Source organism: Paraburkholderia sp. BGA-UO-ETr-F21, assembly GCF_059567925.1.
The window spans coordinates 58,689-74,934 of record NZ_JCAQOY010000019.1 but is presented as its reverse complement, the minus strand read 5'-3'; the positions used below and the strand labels follow the sequence as shown (position 1 = coordinate 74,934).

The 16,246-nt window shown below is 60.7% G+C and carries 13 protein-coding genes and 1 pseudogene; 7 read left to right on the top strand and 7 right to left on the bottom strand.

Annotated features, from left to right (window positions below):
• The 3 genes and pseudogenes from AC57B1_RS14140 to AC57B1_RS14130 all read left to right on the top strand — a co-directional run.
• Positions 1-111, top strand: a pseudogene (locus tag AC57B1_RS14140) (IS5/IS1182 family transposase); the annotation flags it as partial.
• A 214-nt stretch (positions 112-325) separates the two neighbouring features.
• Complete coding sequence (locus AC57B1_RS14135) at positions 326-1,486, top strand: porin (RefSeq protein WP_408348641.1); 1,161 nt, start codon at positions 326-328, stop codon at positions 1,484-1,486.
• Between the two features lie 258 nt (positions 1,487-1,744).
• Positions 1,745-2,227 (top strand): cupin domain-containing protein, encoded by a 483-nt coding sequence (locus AC57B1_RS14130; protein ID WP_496417798.1) that lies wholly within the window; start codon positions 1,745-1,747, stop codon positions 2,225-2,227.
• A gap of 111 nt (positions 2,228-2,338) precedes the next feature.
• On the opposite strand, the gene AC57B1_RS14125 is transcribed toward AC57B1_RS14130, so the two are convergent.
• A complete protein-coding gene (locus AC57B1_RS14125; RefSeq protein ID WP_496417797.1) occupies positions 2,339-3,256 on the bottom strand; it encodes a LysR family transcriptional regulator in 918 nt (305 codons plus the stop codon).
• A 139-nt stretch (positions 3,257-3,395) separates the two neighbouring features.
• On the opposite strand from AC57B1_RS14125, the gene AC57B1_RS14120 reads away from it, so the two are divergent.
• Complete coding sequence (locus tag AC57B1_RS14120) at positions 3,396-4,160, top strand: SDR family oxidoreductase (protein ID WP_408303099.1); 765 nt, start codon at positions 3,396-3,398, stop codon at positions 4,158-4,160.
• A gap of 120 nt (positions 4,161-4,280) precedes the next feature.
• On the opposite strand, the gene AC57B1_RS14115 is transcribed toward AC57B1_RS14120, so the two are convergent.
• A complete protein-coding gene (locus AC57B1_RS14115) occupies positions 4,281-4,895 on the bottom strand; it encodes a TetR/AcrR family transcriptional regulator (protein ID WP_496417796.1) in 615 nt (204 codons plus the stop codon).
• Positions 4,896-4,980: 85 nt separating this feature from the next.
• On the opposite strand from AC57B1_RS14115, the gene AC57B1_RS14110 reads away from it, so the two are divergent.
• On the top strand, positions 4,981-6,111 hold the full coding sequence (locus AC57B1_RS14110; protein ID WP_091808979.1) for an MBL fold metallo-hydrolase: 1,131 nt from the start codon (positions 4,981-4,983) through the stop codon (positions 6,109-6,111).
• A 187-nt stretch (positions 6,112-6,298) separates the two neighbouring features.
• Here AC57B1_RS14110 and AC57B1_RS14105 read toward each other — a convergent pair whose 3' ends face one another.
• From AC57B1_RS14105 to AC57B1_RS14090, 4 genes are all read right to left on the bottom strand, one after another.
• The gene (locus AC57B1_RS14105) at positions 6,299-7,147 is read right to left on the bottom strand and encodes a hypothetical protein (protein ID WP_408348623.1); all 849 of its coding nucleotides are present in this window, start codon (positions 7,145-7,147) and stop codon (positions 6,299-6,301) included.
• 398 nt (positions 7,148-7,545) lie between these two features.
• Positions 7,546-7,764, bottom strand: coding sequence for an HP1242/YdcH family protein (locus AC57B1_RS14100; RefSeq protein WP_496417801.1), 219 nt, complete (start codon positions 7,762-7,764; stop codon positions 7,546-7,548).
• 138 nt (positions 7,765-7,902) lie between these two features.
• Positions 7,903-9,537: a PEP/pyruvate-binding domain-containing protein gene (locus tag AC57B1_RS14095; RefSeq protein ID WP_496417795.1), complete on the bottom strand. Its 1,635-nt coding sequence runs from the start codon at positions 9,535-9,537 to the stop codon at positions 7,903-7,905.
• A complete protein-coding gene (locus AC57B1_RS14090) occupies positions 9,534-11,495 on the bottom strand; it encodes a phosphate transport regulator (protein ID WP_496417794.1) in 1,962 nt (653 codons plus the stop codon). Before AC57B1_RS14090 ends, AC57B1_RS14095 begins: the two co-directional genes overlap by 4 nt.
• 255 nt (positions 11,496-11,750) lie before the next feature.
• Between AC57B1_RS14090 and mgtA the strand changes: the two genes are divergently transcribed.
• Positions 11,751-14,429 (top strand): magnesium-translocating P-type ATPase, encoded by a 2,679-nt coding sequence (mgtA, locus tag AC57B1_RS14085; RefSeq protein WP_496417800.1) that lies wholly within the window; start codon positions 11,751-11,753, stop codon positions 14,427-14,429.
• A gap of 131 nt (positions 14,430-14,560) precedes the next feature.
• Entirely contained in the window at positions 14,561-15,508 is a 948-nt protein-coding gene (locus tag AC57B1_RS14080; RefSeq protein WP_496417793.1) for a PTS sugar transporter subunit IIA, read from the top strand.
• 177 nt (positions 15,509-15,685) lie between these two features.
• On the opposite strand, the gene AC57B1_RS14075 is transcribed toward AC57B1_RS14080, so the two are convergent.
• A complete protein-coding gene (locus tag AC57B1_RS14075) occupies positions 15,686-15,913 on the bottom strand; it encodes a hypothetical protein (protein ID WP_496417792.1) in 228 nt (75 codons plus the stop codon).
• Positions 15,914-16,246: the final 333 nt, after the last annotated feature.

Below are 16,246 nucleotides of genomic sequence, written 5' to 3'. Positions count from 1 at the left end.
CGTCTCGCACGTGATTATGAACGGCTGCCCGAAACCCTTGCAGGACTTCATTTCGTGGTCTTCGCAATGCTCATGCTCGTTCACGCAGTGCCAGTACTTCAAAGTGCCTAACACGCTCTAATCCCGGCAAGCAGCCGCTTACACGATCAGACCGCACAACATTCGGCCTGCAGCCAGGTGCATGAAAGCATTTCCAGGAAATGGAAAATGCATTCCACACAATGCGCGCATTAATCGTCTCCTGCCGGCATATCGACACATATCGACATATATCGCAACCCCTCGCAAAGCGTCAGATTAATATATGAATAAAAGAAAGTTGAAGATGAAAATTCGGATAACGAGCGTTTTGCTCGTGTTCGCCAGTCCGGCCGTGCACGCACAAAGCTCGGTGCGCCTGTCAGGATCGGTCGACGCGGGTCTCGCCTACGTCAGCGACGCGGGCAACGCGAATGGTCATCGAAGTGCCTGGCAGGCAAAGAATGGCGACATCAACATCAGCCGATGGGCATTGTCCGGCAACGAGCAGATCTCCAGCGATCTCAGCGCGATTTTCACGCTGACCAACGGCTTTAACGTGATGAACGGCACCGCCGCGCAACAGGGCCGCCTGTTTGGTTTTCAGTCGTGGATGGGACTTGCTTCGCAGTCGACAGGCACGCTCACATTCGGTCGTCAGTTCGACGAAGTCGTTCAGTTCGTCGAGCCGTTCGCGCTGGGCGGCACACGATACGGCGGTACCGCTTTCGCGCACGTTTTCGACAACGACAACCTCGACAATTACACACGCACGAACAATTCGGTCAAATACACGAGTCCGGTGTTGCTGGGTGGACTGAAGCTCGGCGCGCTATATGGTTTCTCGAACGAAGCGGGCGGCTTCGCGGATAACCGTGGCTACAGTTTTGGTCTCGGGTATCAGTACACCAATCTGGACCTCGGTGCGGGCTACTTTCAATTCAATAACGCATCGAACCTCGCGACGGCCAATACGAACGGCGCCGAACCGGCCGGCGCGCCGTTCAACGCAGAGCGGCAGCGCACCTGGGCGGCGGGCGGCCTTTATCATTTCACTCAAACGGCGGTCGGCCTCATATTGAGCGAAACGCGGCTGGACAAAGCCTCGTCGATCAACAACGTGGCCGATACCGCTATCAGCCTGCCCGGCGACGACGTGCGCTTCGACAACGTCGAAATCAACGTGCGCTACGCCGTCACTCCGAGGTGGGATATTTCGGCTGCCTATACATTCACGCTCGGCCGCTTCGCCACGCCGACGGGCGTGCGCTATCCGAAGTGGCATCAGGCCGGCATCGTCAACACCTACTTCCTGTCGCCCAGCACCGACGTCTATGCGGAAGCCATCTATCAACGCGCCAACCAACTGCAAGGAACCGGGATTCAGGGCGCGCAGATCTCGAACTTCTCGCGCGCGTCCGGCGCGAACCAGTTCGTCGCCGCCTTGGGGCTGAGGCACCGTTTTTAGCCGACCCGTCATGGTCGGCGCGCCGAGGGGCTCTGTCGCAATCCGCAGCGGCGGCCGTGGCTGCGCTGCACGTTATCGAGCGGGTCGATAGCTCTGGCTTTATCTAAAGACAACTGGTCAAACCCCGCCACGCCGTTCCTCTGAACAGCAAAGGCGGGGATTGCGTCAGGCATTAAAGGCCACCGCGTGAGGATCGTGCGTCGTTCGTTCTCTCCGTAACCCGCTATCATCGGTTTTCGTCACCAAGGAGAACAAGCGATGAGTCGCCCGGATTTCATCAAGCACTGGACCGAACTGGAAGAGCCGCATGCGCATTGCTATCGGGGTGACGCCGAGCCGATGGGACTCGACGCGCCGCTCTCCGCCGCGATGGGTATTACGCGGATCGGCATACATCATGTCAGGCTCTTGCCGGGTCGCCGCACTTCATATCCCCACGCCGAAAGTACCGAGCAGGAGTTCGTCTACGTGCTTCAAGGCAAGCCCGATGTCTGGGTCGACGGCGTTCTGCACGCTCTTGTCGAAGGCGACTCGGTTGCGTTTCCGGCCGGCACCGGTATCTGCCACACGTTCATCAACGACACCGCCGACGAAGTCAGGCTGATGGTGATCGGCGAGCGCCCGCGCGAAGACAACCGTATCCGATATCCGCTAAATGAAGCGTACGAACTGACGCGCGCGGACCGCTGGACGGACTGGCCAATCAGACCGATCGGCGATCATGACGGGAAGCCGGAGTAACGTCCGCTTCCAAAGCGCGGACAGTTCATACGCGGCGTAAACGGCAATGTCGGCGCGCGCTGGACGCAGTTTTCCATGCGCCTTTCAATTCGTCGGCGCTGCGACACGCGCTTACGCGTGGTCGGGCCGATCCCACGGAGGCGTTCCGCCGAACGCATCGACGAGGAAATCGATCAACGCGCGCATCTTGGCGCTCATGTGTCGACGACTCGGGTACAACGCGAGCACGTCGATGTCAGGCAGACGATACTCAGGCAAGACCCGAACAAGATGGCCGGCACGCAGGTCGTTGCCGACCAGAAACGTGGGCTGCCAGATCACGCCTTGCCCGGCAAGCGCGGCAGCACGCGCTGTGTCGCCATTGTTGGTGCGCATGTGGTAGTTGACCTTCACGATGTGAGCCTTGCCATTTCTGTCGATCAGTTGCCATTCGTCGCCGGTGGCCGCATACGAGTAGCCGATGCATCGATGTTCGTTCAGGTCCGCGGGCGCTGCGGGATATCCGCAACGCGCGAGGTAAGCCGGCGACGCACACAGAATGTTGGTGGATGTCGCAAGCTTGCGGGCTGCGTAGTTAGTCGAGCCGGCGCGTGAGATGCGAATGGCGAGGTCGTAACCTTCGTCGACAATATCGACCACGCGGTCGATCAGCGAGACGTCGAGCTCCACTTCGGGATATTTCCGCATGAACTCGGGCCATAGCGGCGCCAGGTGCAGAATCCCAAAACTCACAGGCGCATTGATGCGCAGCCGGCCGCGCGGTTCGATCGACGCGGACGACACGAGCCCCTCGGTCTCGGCGACGTCGTCGAGAATGGATTTGCAGCGGGAGTAAAAGGTCTCGCCGCCCTCGGTGAGCGAGAGTTTGCGTGATGTGCGATTCAGCAGGCGCGTGCCGAGATGCGCCTCCAACTCATTCACGTAGCGGGTCACGTTGGCGGGCGAGGTTTCGAGCACATCGGCCGCTCGCGTGAAGCTGCCTCGGCTCACCACGGTCACGAAGACTTCAAAAGCGCGCAGCCGGTCCATGTCGGTTCCCGATCATTCATAATTGCTGAATGATATACCCATATTTTGCGCCTTTCTGCATCCATGGCTGAAGCCTATAGTGCTTTCCACGGACCGAGGTATTCCGCCTTGGTCGACAAACTGCTGCAGGAGATTGAACATGCAACGCTTGAACGGAAAAGTCGCCATCGTGACCGGTGCCAGCGCGGGAATTGGCCGGGCCACCGCAAAACTATTCGCTGCGGAAGGTGCGAAAGTGGTGATCGCGGCGCGCCGCGAAGCCGAACTTGAAACGCTCGCTGCTGAGATTGCCGAAGCGGGTGGTGAGGCCGCTTTCCTGGCGGGCGACGTGCAGTCGGAGGACTTCGCAAAAGCGCTGGTGGCGCTCGCCGTCAGCCGCTTTGGCCGGCTCGACATTGCCTATAACAACGCCGGCACGCTGGGCGAAATGGGCCCGAGCACGGGCGTGTCGGAGGCTGGCTGGTCGGCGGCATTGGCGACCAATCTGACGAGCGCGTTTCTGGGCGCGAAGCACCAGATCCCCGAAATGGTGAAGCAAGGCGGCGGATCGATCATCTTTACGTCGACGTTCGTCGGGTATTCATTCGCTTTCCCCGGCACTGCGGCCTACGCTGCGAGCAAAGCCGGACTGATTGGGCTGACGCAAGCGCTCGCTGCCGAGTACGGCCCGCAAGGCGTGCGCGTCAACGCGATTCTGCCCGGCGCCGTGGATACACCAATGTATCGCGACATGAACGATACGGCAGAGTCACAAGCGTTCGTCACCGCATTGCATGCGCTCAAGCGGGTTGCGCGGCCGGAGGAACTTGCCCGTTCGGTGCTCTATCTGGCGTCCGACGACTCGTCCTTCGTGACCGGTACTGCTTCGCTAGTGGATGGCGGCGCATCGATTACGCGCACGTGAAATTCCGGGCGGCGTCCGGGACCTCGATTGAAGAGATCGTCCACGTGAACAGGCTGCGCTTCGTGGCCCACACGCAGTTCGCGGGATGTGAAGTTCGAAACGCGAGTCCCGGACGCCGGCTCACGCATAGCGCGCGAGGAACAGGTCAGCGACCGATTCCGCAACCTGACTTTGCTCCTGTTCGCCGAGCGGCGCCTGGCCCATCGTCACCTGCGGCCAGAATGCAAAGCCCTTCACCAGCACCTGCAACTGCAGCGCCGCGAAACGCGGGTCGTCGGTCTTGAGACGGCCGTCCGCGGCGGCCGCCCGGACCCACACGGTCAGGTCTTCTTCGCGTTCACCGAGGCGGGCGACCATGTCCCGCGCGCGTTCCGGCGAATGAATTCCGGCCGCTATTGCCACACGTGCAAGCGACAGAAAAGACTCGTCGTTTAGCAGCCGCAGCTTGCGGCCCAACAGGTCGAGCAACTGTGTGCGCAATGGTTCGTCGGCACGGTAGGCGGGCGCGTCGCCCTGCTGGCTCGCGTCCCAAAGCCGATGAAGAATCGCCGCGAAAAGAGCTTCCTTGCTTCGGAAATGGTTATAGACCGTACGTTTCGAGACGTTCGCGCGGGCGGCGATACGGTCCATGCTGGTCGCGTCGTAACCGGCCGCGAGGAATTCCTCGATCGCGGCGCCGACAATGGCGGCACGTTTGCGGTCAGTCAGGCGTTGAGGGGTGTCACTTGAATCCATAAGCGGATTTTACACCGAGCAGTTTACTTTTCTCGAAAATAAACTACACTGCCGAGTGTACATTTTTCTTTGGACCGCCTATCTCATGACGTCGCTCCCCGCCTTTGTCAGCCGCGTGCTCGGTGTTACCGCCGCGAAACGCGGCCGCGCGTTGTCCAGCCACTCACCGCAGCACGACGGTGAACGTTTTCGCAACGTCAAGCCGCGCCCCGTCGAAGGCTTGCGCAAGACGCTTGGGATCGCGTGGAACCTGCTGTTCAACAAACCGCGCGGCACGGTGCCGACGGTCGCGTTGCCCGTTGGTGCGCTGACGCGTTCGCAGCTCGACGAGGCGCCCGACCGCAGCCTCTACCGGCTCGGCCACTCGACGATGCTGCTGAAGCTGCGCGGCCAGTTCTGGCTGACCGATCCCGTTTTTGCCGAGCGTGCGTCGCCATTCCGGAATCTGGGCCCAAAGCGCTTCCATGCGCCGCCGATCGCGCTGGCCGATTTGCCGCCGCTACGAGGCGTGATCCTGTCACACGATCACTACGACCATCTGGATCGCGAAACCGTGCTCTCGCTCGCGCAGAGCACCGGTGTGTTTCTGACACCGCTCGGCGTGGGTGACCGGTTGATCGAATGGGGCATCGACGCTGAGAAAGTACGGCAGTTCGACTGGTGGCAAGGTACGGAGGTGGATGGCATGCAGTTCACCGCGACGCCCGCGCAGCACTTTTCCGGCCGTAGCCTGTTCGACGGCAACAGCACGTTATGGGCGTCGTGGGTGATCGTCGACGATGATCTGCGTGTTTTCTTCAGCGGCGACACTGGCTACTTCGACGGCTTCAGGACGATCGGCGAGCGCCTCGGACCATTCGACGTCACGCTGGTCGAGACCGGCGCATACGACCCGCAGTGGCCGTATGTTCATATGCAGCCCGAAGAAACCGTGCAGGCGCACATCGATCTGCGCGGGCGCTGGCTCGTGCCGATTCACAACGGCACGTTCGACCTCGCGATGCACCACTGGCAGGAGCCGTTCGAAAGGGTGAGCGGCCTCGCTCTCGTGCATGGTGTCGCGCTCTCGACGCCCGGCATGGGCGAGCGGCTGGATCTGAGCGCCCCGCATCGCGGCGAACGCTGGTGGCGCCATGCCGTCGAGACCGCCGCTGCGCCGAAGACCGCATGGCGCCTGTGCGCGTCGCGCAATGCCGCAGACGCGGAGTCTTCCTGAAGCCTGATTGGCGCCGCCTCGTCGTCGGGTGACTGCGGGTCGCAATACCTCATTCGCTATCACTCATTTACAGGTCACCGCTACTCAGAAGTGGAATATCGCACAGGCTACAAAGCGAGCCAGTCTATCGGCGCAACTTCGCAATTGATGAGGATGGCAGGGAAGTCGGCGATAGGCTTACCAGAGCCTATGAGCCGACCCTGATCAGGAGCGTGACGTCTTTGGCAATGACAGCCTGATCGGATCCGAACACACCAGCGGGAATAACGAACTTCCCACCATAATGAATCGTGTGCAACCCTGCGGATAGTGGCTCCAGCAGCAGGTAGTAGCCGTCCGCGACGGCAGTCCCTTTTCCACCAGTATGGCCAAAAATCCACGGGCTCGGAGCAGAAAACGAGAATTGGCCGATCGGCGTGCGATAAGCCGAGATGTTGCCTACGGAAACACCGTCGATAGTGCAGAACAAATCACGGATGTCGCTTGCGAAGGCGCTCACAATTTTCAGCTGGTCCGGCGTAAGCGCCTGGAGTGGTGGATTGTTCAGCGAGGTCGTCCCATTGAACATGGGCAGGAAGATAGACGTTCCGTCGAGTACCGACAGAAAGATAGACGTCCCAGCAGGAATGGTTGTCGCCAGCTGATTGCAGGTCAGCGGTGCGGAATTGGGCGTGGCCCAATACCAGACGTTTCCCGTTTGCGCCGCTGAGATGGGACGATGGTTGCAGTCGTCGAACGGATGGGGAAGGGGGCCGAGCGGCAATTCCAGCGCCCACCGCCAGAACGAGACCGCCCACTGACTATATGTCTTGCCGCGGAACTGCACATTGAGCGACACGACATGGTGATTCACGACCAGGTCCTGCGAATGGACGTCATTGGCGATCACCGAGGTGGCGGCGCCGTCACTCTCGCTCCCTCCGCCACATCCAGTTAGAAGGATGACAATCGCGATCGTCTCTGCCGATGTCCGCAGTCCCCTCGTAGCAAGCGTAATGATCGCGGTACGTTCTCGCGTTTTTGCGTGGACGCTCATGCCGTTCTCCTGCCGGGTCGAGCTTCATCTGCTGCTACCCAACGCATAGTCGAGGGTGCCGCATTGTTGGCATACCTCAACAGGTGCTGAACTGTCGCACGGAATCTGCCCGATGTTCCTTGACGAGGCGCCCACCGCTGTGAGAGCGCATCGCATGATTCGTTATATGTCGGCGTTGAATCGAATACAAGACTGCAACCACGCGGCCGTTGTCAGCAGTCTAAAAGTGCGTCACCGTGAGTTGCACCGGACGCTACGTCGCTGTCATGCCGATCATTCGGGCCACCGTGGCCACAGCTCCAAACCATATCGACAACGTTTGAGAAGAACGCGGCATCACGCGAGTGCTTGCAACATATTTGGCTTGCCTCACGGCAGTGATCTAGGCGGCAAGCGGCTTACGCAGCAGAGGCCTTCTTCAGCACCGCATAAAGCTGATCTTTGAGCTGTAGCTTTTCTTTCTTCAGCGTTTCGATAGCGGCGTTATCGGACGGGGTCACGCCCGCTTCCATGTTGCTGATCTGGTGGTCCAGTTCATTGTGACGATCAAAGAGCCGCGAGAAATGAGCGTCTTCGGTCTTCAGGCGGGAAATCAGGTCGCGAAATTCAGGGAACATCACACACTCCTTTTTCGATCACGGGTGAAAGATCTGGCCTTTCAATTCGTTAGTATTTCACCCGCAGGAATGCTCGGCCTTGATTCTTATCAAGGCGCTACCGGACGGGCGCGGCGCCCGCTTGCCGCGCACCCCGATTCATGGCGCGCGCAATCGCTCAAGACGTGCCTGCAATTCGACCAACGGCTCGACGACCGTGCGCACCGTGCCCGGATAGATCGCGCCGTCGTTGCCGTCGAGGGTCACTTCGTCACCCTCATGCATTACCGTATCTCCCATCTGCAGAGTGCGTGTCGATTCATCGAGATGCAGCGCCGCGCAGCCGACAAGGCAAACCCTGCCAAGTTGACGCGCGACGACCGCAGCATGCGAGGTGCGTGCGCCTCGCTGCGTGAGCAGACCCGCAGCCACCTCCAGTGCTGCAATGTCGTCGGTCTCCGCGTCGCGACGCACCAGGATGACCGACGCACCAGCGGCATGACGCGTGCGCGCGCGTGCTTCGTCGAAAGCGATTTCCCCTGACGCGATCCCGCAACTCGCACTCGCGGCGTGCGCGAGTGGCGTGAGCGGGCGATCGTTATCGGATGCCGCGATAGACATGCGCATCAACGCGGCGGGCTTCAGCGCGACCGTGCGCTCACGCGCCACATCAGCACTGATCGAGCCCTCGTCGAACAGATCCAGCGCAATCCGCGCGGCGGCTTGCGGCGTGCGTTTTCCATTGCGCGTCTGCAGCATGTACAGGTGTGCATCCTGCACAGTGAACTCAATGTCCTGCATGTCGCCGAATGCGCGTTCGAGCCGCGTGGCCGCATCGCGCAATGCTTCCCAGACCGCGGGCATTGCCTGGGCGAGCTCTTGGTGGCCGCGCGCGCTACGGCGGCCCGAGACGACATCTTCTCCTTGCGCGTTGAACAGGAAGTCGACCCAAAGCGCCGGCTCGCCGCTGACCGGATCGCGCGTAAACCCGACGCCCGCGCCCGAACGCCCGCCCGCATTGCCGAACACCATGGCCTGCACAGTCACGGCCGTCCCGATTGCATCGCTGATACCGCACTGTTTGCGGTACGCACATGCCCTGGATGATTGCCAACTCGTCAGCACCGCGCCGATGGCGTTCGCCAGTTGAACCTGTGGATCCTGCGGAAATGGCTGGCCGGCAGCACGCTCGTAGGCGGCGAGGCAACGATGCGTGAGTTCGCGTAGTTCGGCGAAATCGAGTCCGTGCTCGTCGCGAGTTCCGGCGAGCGCGGCGTATTCCGCTTCGAAGATCGACGGGGGCACGCCCGCGACCAGTTCACCGTAGCTCGCAACGAGTCTGCGATAGGTGTCCCAGACCAGACGCGGATTGCCGGTCTGGCGGAGCATGCCGGCAAGGGTGGTGTCGCACAGGCCGACGTTGAGCAGCGTATCCATCATCCCCGGCATCGACACAGGCGCCCCCGAGCGCACCGAGAGCAGCAGCGGCACGCGCGCGTCGCCGAAGCGCTGACCGGTGGCATGCTCCAGTTCCCATAGACCGGGTGCCCACACCGCGCTCGCGGTGGCAGTTTCGCGGCCTCGAGCGTCGCGACAGTAGTGCGTGCCCAGCACGAAAGCCGGCGGCACCGGAAGGCCGAGATCAGCCATGCGCAGCAGGTTGTAGGCCTTGAAGCCGACCGTTTCCGCCGACGCATGGGTCGCTTCGGGATTGCCGCGTGGTGTGGCGTCGCAGCCGATCAGGTAGACCTCGTCGGGCCAGCGTTGAACGGCATCCGGTTGAAGTGCTGTCATGTGTTCGCTCCGGTTTCGCCGAAGGCGACATCGCGCAACGCATAGCCGGCCACCAGCAGACGATCCGAGGCCAGTTCGAGTGTCGTTGCGAGATCGTTGGCGAGCATCAGGCTGGCGGCATCGCGCACGACACCGAGAATGGCGCGGCGTGCCGCGCGCAGCAGTTCGTCACACTGACGCTCCGAGCGCAGCACGTTCCACGACGCGGCAAGAAACGCGTCGCTGTCGGTCGTATCGCTGGCGGTGCCGAGGCTGCGCGCGATAGCGAGCGACTTGACGTGTTCCTGTGTCGCCATCAGCACGGTTTGCGCGAGCCGCGACAGCGATTCGTGGACGTTGCTGTCCCAACCTTGCTGGTGGCCGTCGGCGATCAGGCTCATCAGGAACGCGGCTTCTTCGAGCGCGTCGGCGATGTCGTCGGAGAGTTCAAGCAGTTGCTTGAACGGCTGCCAGCGAGGCTGACGCTGCGCCTGCTCACGCGCGCGCATCACCAGATGGTCCGCCTGCCGCTCCCATGCCTTCGCTCTCGCGGCCAGCGCCTGCGCAGGGTTCTCGCCCGCCGGCGGCGCGCACATGACGTCATGCGTGAGGCCGTCGCTTACCGCTTGCGCCAGTGCGTGGCAGTACGCGGCGTGCTCCTCCAGCAGCTCGAACGCGCTGCGGTGCTGGCGCACACGCCGGGCGAGCAGCAACCGCGTTTGATCGGCGACGAGCGCCGCCGGCTGCCCGCCGATCAGCGCGTGACTGGCCATCTGCAGCACTTCGACCATGAACGCCTGCGCATCGTGCGAGCCCAGTACTGCGTCCAGCCGGTCGCCGATGCGGAACGCCCCTTGACCGACGGCCTGCATCGCGGCGTAGATGAGCGCTTCGCCACCGGCCTTCAACCACGCCATGTGACCCACGTCGAGCCGGGCCGCATCGCGCAAAATCTCGATAGCCGCGTCTTTGTCGACAAACGACAGCAACCGCTTGCGGGCCCGATTCCAGTCGATCAGAAAAACAATGCGTGACCCGATTCCTTCGAGCGCGGTGTCGAGCGTGCGCTCGTCGGCACAATCAAAGCGCGCAACGCCGAACGTGTAAGCGTCACCTTCGTTCAGCGCGGCATTGACCTTCGATTGCAGGTCGCTCCACTTCGCACCGTAAGGCTCCAGGAGCGACTGGAAGAACGCGAAGCGCGGCCGGTGCAGATCCGAATAACTCAGCGTAATCGTCAGGCCTTCAACCTGCACGACCAGCACATGAACGTCGTTGGTGCCGATGTCGTTTTGCAGCAGCAGCCGTTCGCCGTCGCGTGTCGCGGCGGTATCGAGCCCGGGATGATCGAACTTCAGTGGCGCCGTGCGGTTCAACCCGCGCATGAACGCGACGACGCGCGCGCGATCGTCCGGTTGCAGTTGCCACACGTGCGCACCGTCTATCTGCTCGCTCGACACCGTATTCGCCAGTTGGTTGAGCGCACGGTGAAGGTCCATCACCAGCAGGTGCAGGCTGTCTTCGCCATTCGTTCGCTGGCCGCGTGTCAGCGATTGCAGTTGTGCGCGGCTAAGGCGTTCTCCGCGCAGTGCGTCGAATCCGTCCAGCCAGTGCTGGACACGCGCGTGCAATGTGTCTGTCTGATCGTCCGTTTGGAGCAGCGGTCGGGCCATCGTCTCCAGATCTTCGGCGAGACGCTGCACGAGACGCGCGAGGTCGGGCAGCAGCAACGTGCCGTCGACTAGCGAAGCGCCTGCAGGCATTTCGCGAAGCCAAGGCGCGTCGACGTGTGCGGCGACCAGTTCCGCGGTCAGGTCCGGCAATTCGCCTTCGGGATGTTCGGCGTGCGCGAATGCAACCTGCAGCACGCTCAGGTAGAGCTTAAGACGGTCGTTGGCAGACAGTGCCGCCTTGATCCAGCCTGGCATCAGCAGGCTGCGCTGTCCCATTGCAGCAATTGCCTGGGTCTTTTGCGTCATGGGAGCCACTTGTCCGGGTAGGTGATCCAGTCTCGGCTGCCTATATGACACTTTCCTGACAGCGGTGACGAGGCCGGTGTATTCGTTGATACACATCAACTGCGCACCGATTGACCTGCGCGAGCATCCGCAGAAACGTGTATGACGCGTTCAGGGTGCATGATGGTGAAGGGGAAATCGCCCGGCAAATTGTTCTTCTTCTTTCGTCTCCCGCAGGCGAAGGAAACCGCTGTTCAACTTTCGATCGACCAGGCCATGATACTTCTCGACGGCAAGTACGGAATGCGCACCATGATCCCGTTCATCAGGACCTGGGTGCGCCGTTCGCCGTCGCCGGCAGGCGCGCATGTGTCGACCACGAGCAGCGAAACGCTCAGCGAGATCGCCGGGCTTTCACCTGACGAAGCGCTCCAACGCTTGCACAGCACGGCGAGCGGCCTGTCCGCCGACGAGGTAGCGGAGCGCTTGCGCACTACCGGCGCCAATCAGGTGGCTCACGAAGTGCGCCATACGATCCTTGGTGAACTCGCGAATCGATCGATCAATCCGCTGAACCTGTTGCTGTTGTCGCTGGCAACTGCATCGTACTTTCTGGGCGACTCACGCGCCGCGATCATGATCGCGGTGATGGTGGTGCTTAGCGTTTCGCTGGGTTTTCTTCAGGAGCACCGCTCGAACAAAGCCGCCGACGCACTGCGCAGAATGGTGCGAACGAACGCCAGTGTACGCCGGCGTGCAACGGCGGCTGAAGCGGATCATATCGACATTCCAATCGAACAGATCGTTCCTGGCGACGTCGTCCTGCTGTCCGCCGGCGATATGATTCCCGCTGACCTGCGGCTGATCTCGGCGAGAGATCTATTCGTCAATCAATCGGCGCTCACTGGCGAGGCAATGCCACTCGAAAAATTCGCGCATGCCTGCAGCACTTCTGCCGAAACGCATTTCGACCTGCCGAATATCTGTTTCATGGGTAGCGCCGTTGTCAGCGGTGTCGGCTGCGGCGTCGTGGTGCTGACCGGGGGCAGGACGGCTTTCGGCCGCGTCGCTGATCTGATCGCCGCGCAGCGTGTACAGACGAGCTTCGACAAAGGCATTGCACGATTCACCTGGCTGATGATGGCTTTTATCCTGGTGATGGTTCCGCTCGTATTCGTTATCAATGGGCTGACCAAAGGTGACTGGTTCGAGGCGTTGCTTTTCGCGGTTGCCGTGGCGGTGGGACTCACGCCCGAGATGCTGCCGATGATCGTGACGGTCAATCTCGCCAAGGGCGCGATTGCGATGTCGCGGAAGAAAGTCATCGTGAAGCGCATCAACGCGATCCAGAATTTCGGCGCGATGGATATTCTTTGCACGGACAAGACTGGGACGCTGACGCAGGACCGAATCATCCTCAAGCGTCACCTCGATTTCCATGGTGACGAATCGGATCAGGTGCTCGAATATGCGTATCTGAACAGCGCTCACCAGTCGGGCCTCAAGAACCTGCTGGATGTCGCCGTGTTGAAGCACGTGGAGCTTCATGAGCAACTTAAGGCGCACGAGCAATACACCAAGATCGACGAGATGCCATTCGATTTCGAGCGCCGCCGGATGTCCGTCGTGCTCGCAAGAGGGGATGGTGCGCATATTCTGATCTGCAAAGGGGCGGTCGAGGAGATTTTTTCGGTGTGCACCCGTTACGTGATCAACGGCGTGATGGGCACGCTCGACGAACGCAATTTCACAGCGGCAAAAGACGCCACCGCCGCGCTCAACGCAGATGGGTTTCGCGTCGTCGCGGTGGCCTACAAGGAGATGCCTCCGCAGCAGGCCACCTATGCGGTCAAGGATGAGGCCGATCTGATACTGCTCGGCTACATTGCGTTTCTCGACCCGCCCAAAGAGACGGCGGCGGCGGCCATTGCAACGTTAAAAGAGCGCGGCGTGCAGGTGAAGATTCTCACCGGGGACAACGACATCGTTACCCGCAAGATTTGCCATGAAGTCGGGCTTGTCGTGGATCGTGTCGTGCTGGGCAAGGAACTCGAATCACTATCGCCCGAGCAACTAGCCGATCTGGCGGAGACCGCCTCTGTCTTCGCCAAAGTATCGCCGGCGCAGAAGGCTTCCGTTATCGACGCCTTGCATCGCAAGGGGCATGTTGTGGGTTTCCTGGGTGACGGCATCAATGATGGACCGGCGCTCAAGGTCGCGGACGTCGGCATTTCGGTCGATAGCGCCGTCGACATCGCGAAGGAGTCGGCCGATATCATTCTGCTCGAGAAGAGCCTCGCCGTGCTTGGCGAAGGCGTGCTCGAAGGCCGCAAGGTGTTCGGCAACATCACCAAGTACATCAAGATGGGCGCCAGTTCGAACTTCGGGAATATGTTCAGCGTGCTCGGCGCCAGCATCATCCTTCCGTTTCTGCCCATGGCGCCAATCCAGGTGCTCACCAACAACCTGCTATACGACTTTTCGCAAACCGCCATTCCGACCGACAACGTGGATGAAGAATATCTGCGTGTGCCGCGTCGATGGGATATCGGCAACATCGTCAAGTTTATGCTGCTGATCGGGCCGATCAGCTCCGTCTTTGACTATGTCACGTATTTCATGATGCTTTATGTGTTCGGCGCATGGGACAAGCCTTCCTTGTTTCAGACGGGCTGGTTTGTGGAGTCGCTCCTTACCCAGACGCTGATCATCCACATTATCCGGACTTCGAAAGTGCCGTTTTTGCAAAGTCGAGCAAGCGCGGCGCTGATTGCGACGAGTCTTGTCATCGCAGCCGTGGGAATCGCCATACCCTATACGTGGCTCGGCTCATTCTTGGGCTTTATTCCCTTGCCGCCGGCTTACTGGCCGGCACTTCTGCTGATTCTCCTGAGTTATGCCGTGTTGACGCATCTGATGAAGACCTATTTTGTTCGGCGATTCGGGCTGGATTGAGTGCCGCGACTCGGCTAGTGGAACATCCCCAGGGCGGTCAATGTGCCGGACATGCTGATTGCTGTGATTTTTTACGCCGGGTTAACGCCAATTCGCGTAGCCTGATAAAAAGCAATAAACAGGTGGCACACATGACGCGCGCATTGGTTGGTCTGCGGACCTTCTTTGGAATGGGTAAGGCATCGCCACAAGGCCGTTCGCGGTCCGTACCGAGCCGCAATGTGATGATGCGCGTGACCCTGGACGCCCAACACGCCACACCTTTGCGCCAGGCGCTGATCCGGGACTGTGGCGATCAGCAATGGACCATTCGCGTGGCCCCTCTGCACGGAACGGGGCGCGTGCGGCTATCGCTCTATCTGCCAAAAGACGCGGTCAATGGGGCTATGCAACGGCTTGCGCATCTCGCGCCGACTGCGGAGGTGGGACAACTGCTTGAAATCCCCCAGGCGCCAACCAACGCCTGGCGGGCTCTGATGCATACCCCGTCCCAGCCGCGCGCCGATTCGTCTGATTATCAGGCTGAATCAGCAGGGAAAGCAGACACGCTTGCCCAACTGCTTTCCGTGGATCATGTTCTTCTTGGCTGGGACGTAGCAGACCGCGAGACCCTGTTCGAACAGTTTGGCCATTTCTTCGAGCAGCGCTACGACATGCCGGCAACAAGCGTGACCACTGCGCTGATGGCGCGCGAGGCGCTAGGCTCGACCGGTCTCGGCCAGGGTGTGGCTGTTCCTCACGGTCAAATCAGAATGCTGCGCCACGCCATGGCGTTTTATGTGCGCCCGGCGCAGCCAATTCCATTCGATGCCCCGGATGGGCAACCTGTGAGCGACGTGATCGTTCTGCTGGTTCCGGAATGGGCAAACAGCACGCATCTGCTTTTGCTGGCTGACGTGGCACAGCGTTTCTGCGACCATCAGTTCCGCGAGGTGCTACATCGCTGTATCGACGCGCGGGCCGTATCCCAACTGTTCGCCAGCTACGAGGCGGTGGGTGATGTTGGCCGTGGGGGGCCGCACACAAATCCCGCGGGTGATCCACCTGCGGCCGTCAAACGGTTCCGTCCGCGCGGGTAGGGTTTTTGCCGTACGTGGATCATCGATCCGCGGGTTTCCTTGTTGACGCGAGCAGTGCAACGCTGACGCAAGCGCTCGTAGGAAAATATCCTCGGTGTTCGGCCGAACCATACACTTGGTGCGGTTTTCGGCGCCCACACACCTTGGCATGCTCCTGCAAGCGCTTGCGGCAGCCGACTATGACACGAATGCGAACGGCAAAATGGCCGCGACGGCAATGGCGACGCCGACCGTAGCAAACCCCAGGCTAAGCGCAAACATGGTGGAAACGCTCGCAATGACCACGAGCGCCAAACACCAGCGACGCTGAATCTGGTGGGCAACAATGAGGCTTCTGCCCTTACCCGTATCCTCGATACTCGCTGCTGTAATTGTCTTGTATTGACGAAATCTCAACCGGAGCATGTAGAACCTCGTTCTTTGAATTGAGATTCTGTCATCAACGGTATAACGAATTTATAAAACCGCAGGGCGTGTGCCGTTAATGCGCTATATCGACCGCGCAGTTCCGGATGTAAACCGCTGCAATTTTTAGCGCTCGGTCGACGCGACTTGCTCTCGCCAAGCTCGGCCTGCGGGACGACGTGCTGTCTTCCGTGCGTCGTTACAAGACGTGGCCCGCGCAAGAATATCCCTCGTTAAGCGCATACATCGTGTGTCCGCGATTCATTGGCATCCGGTGCGGCACCGTACCGACGTCTCGTCAAATTTCAGACATCATTGAAGATGCGCTCGCTG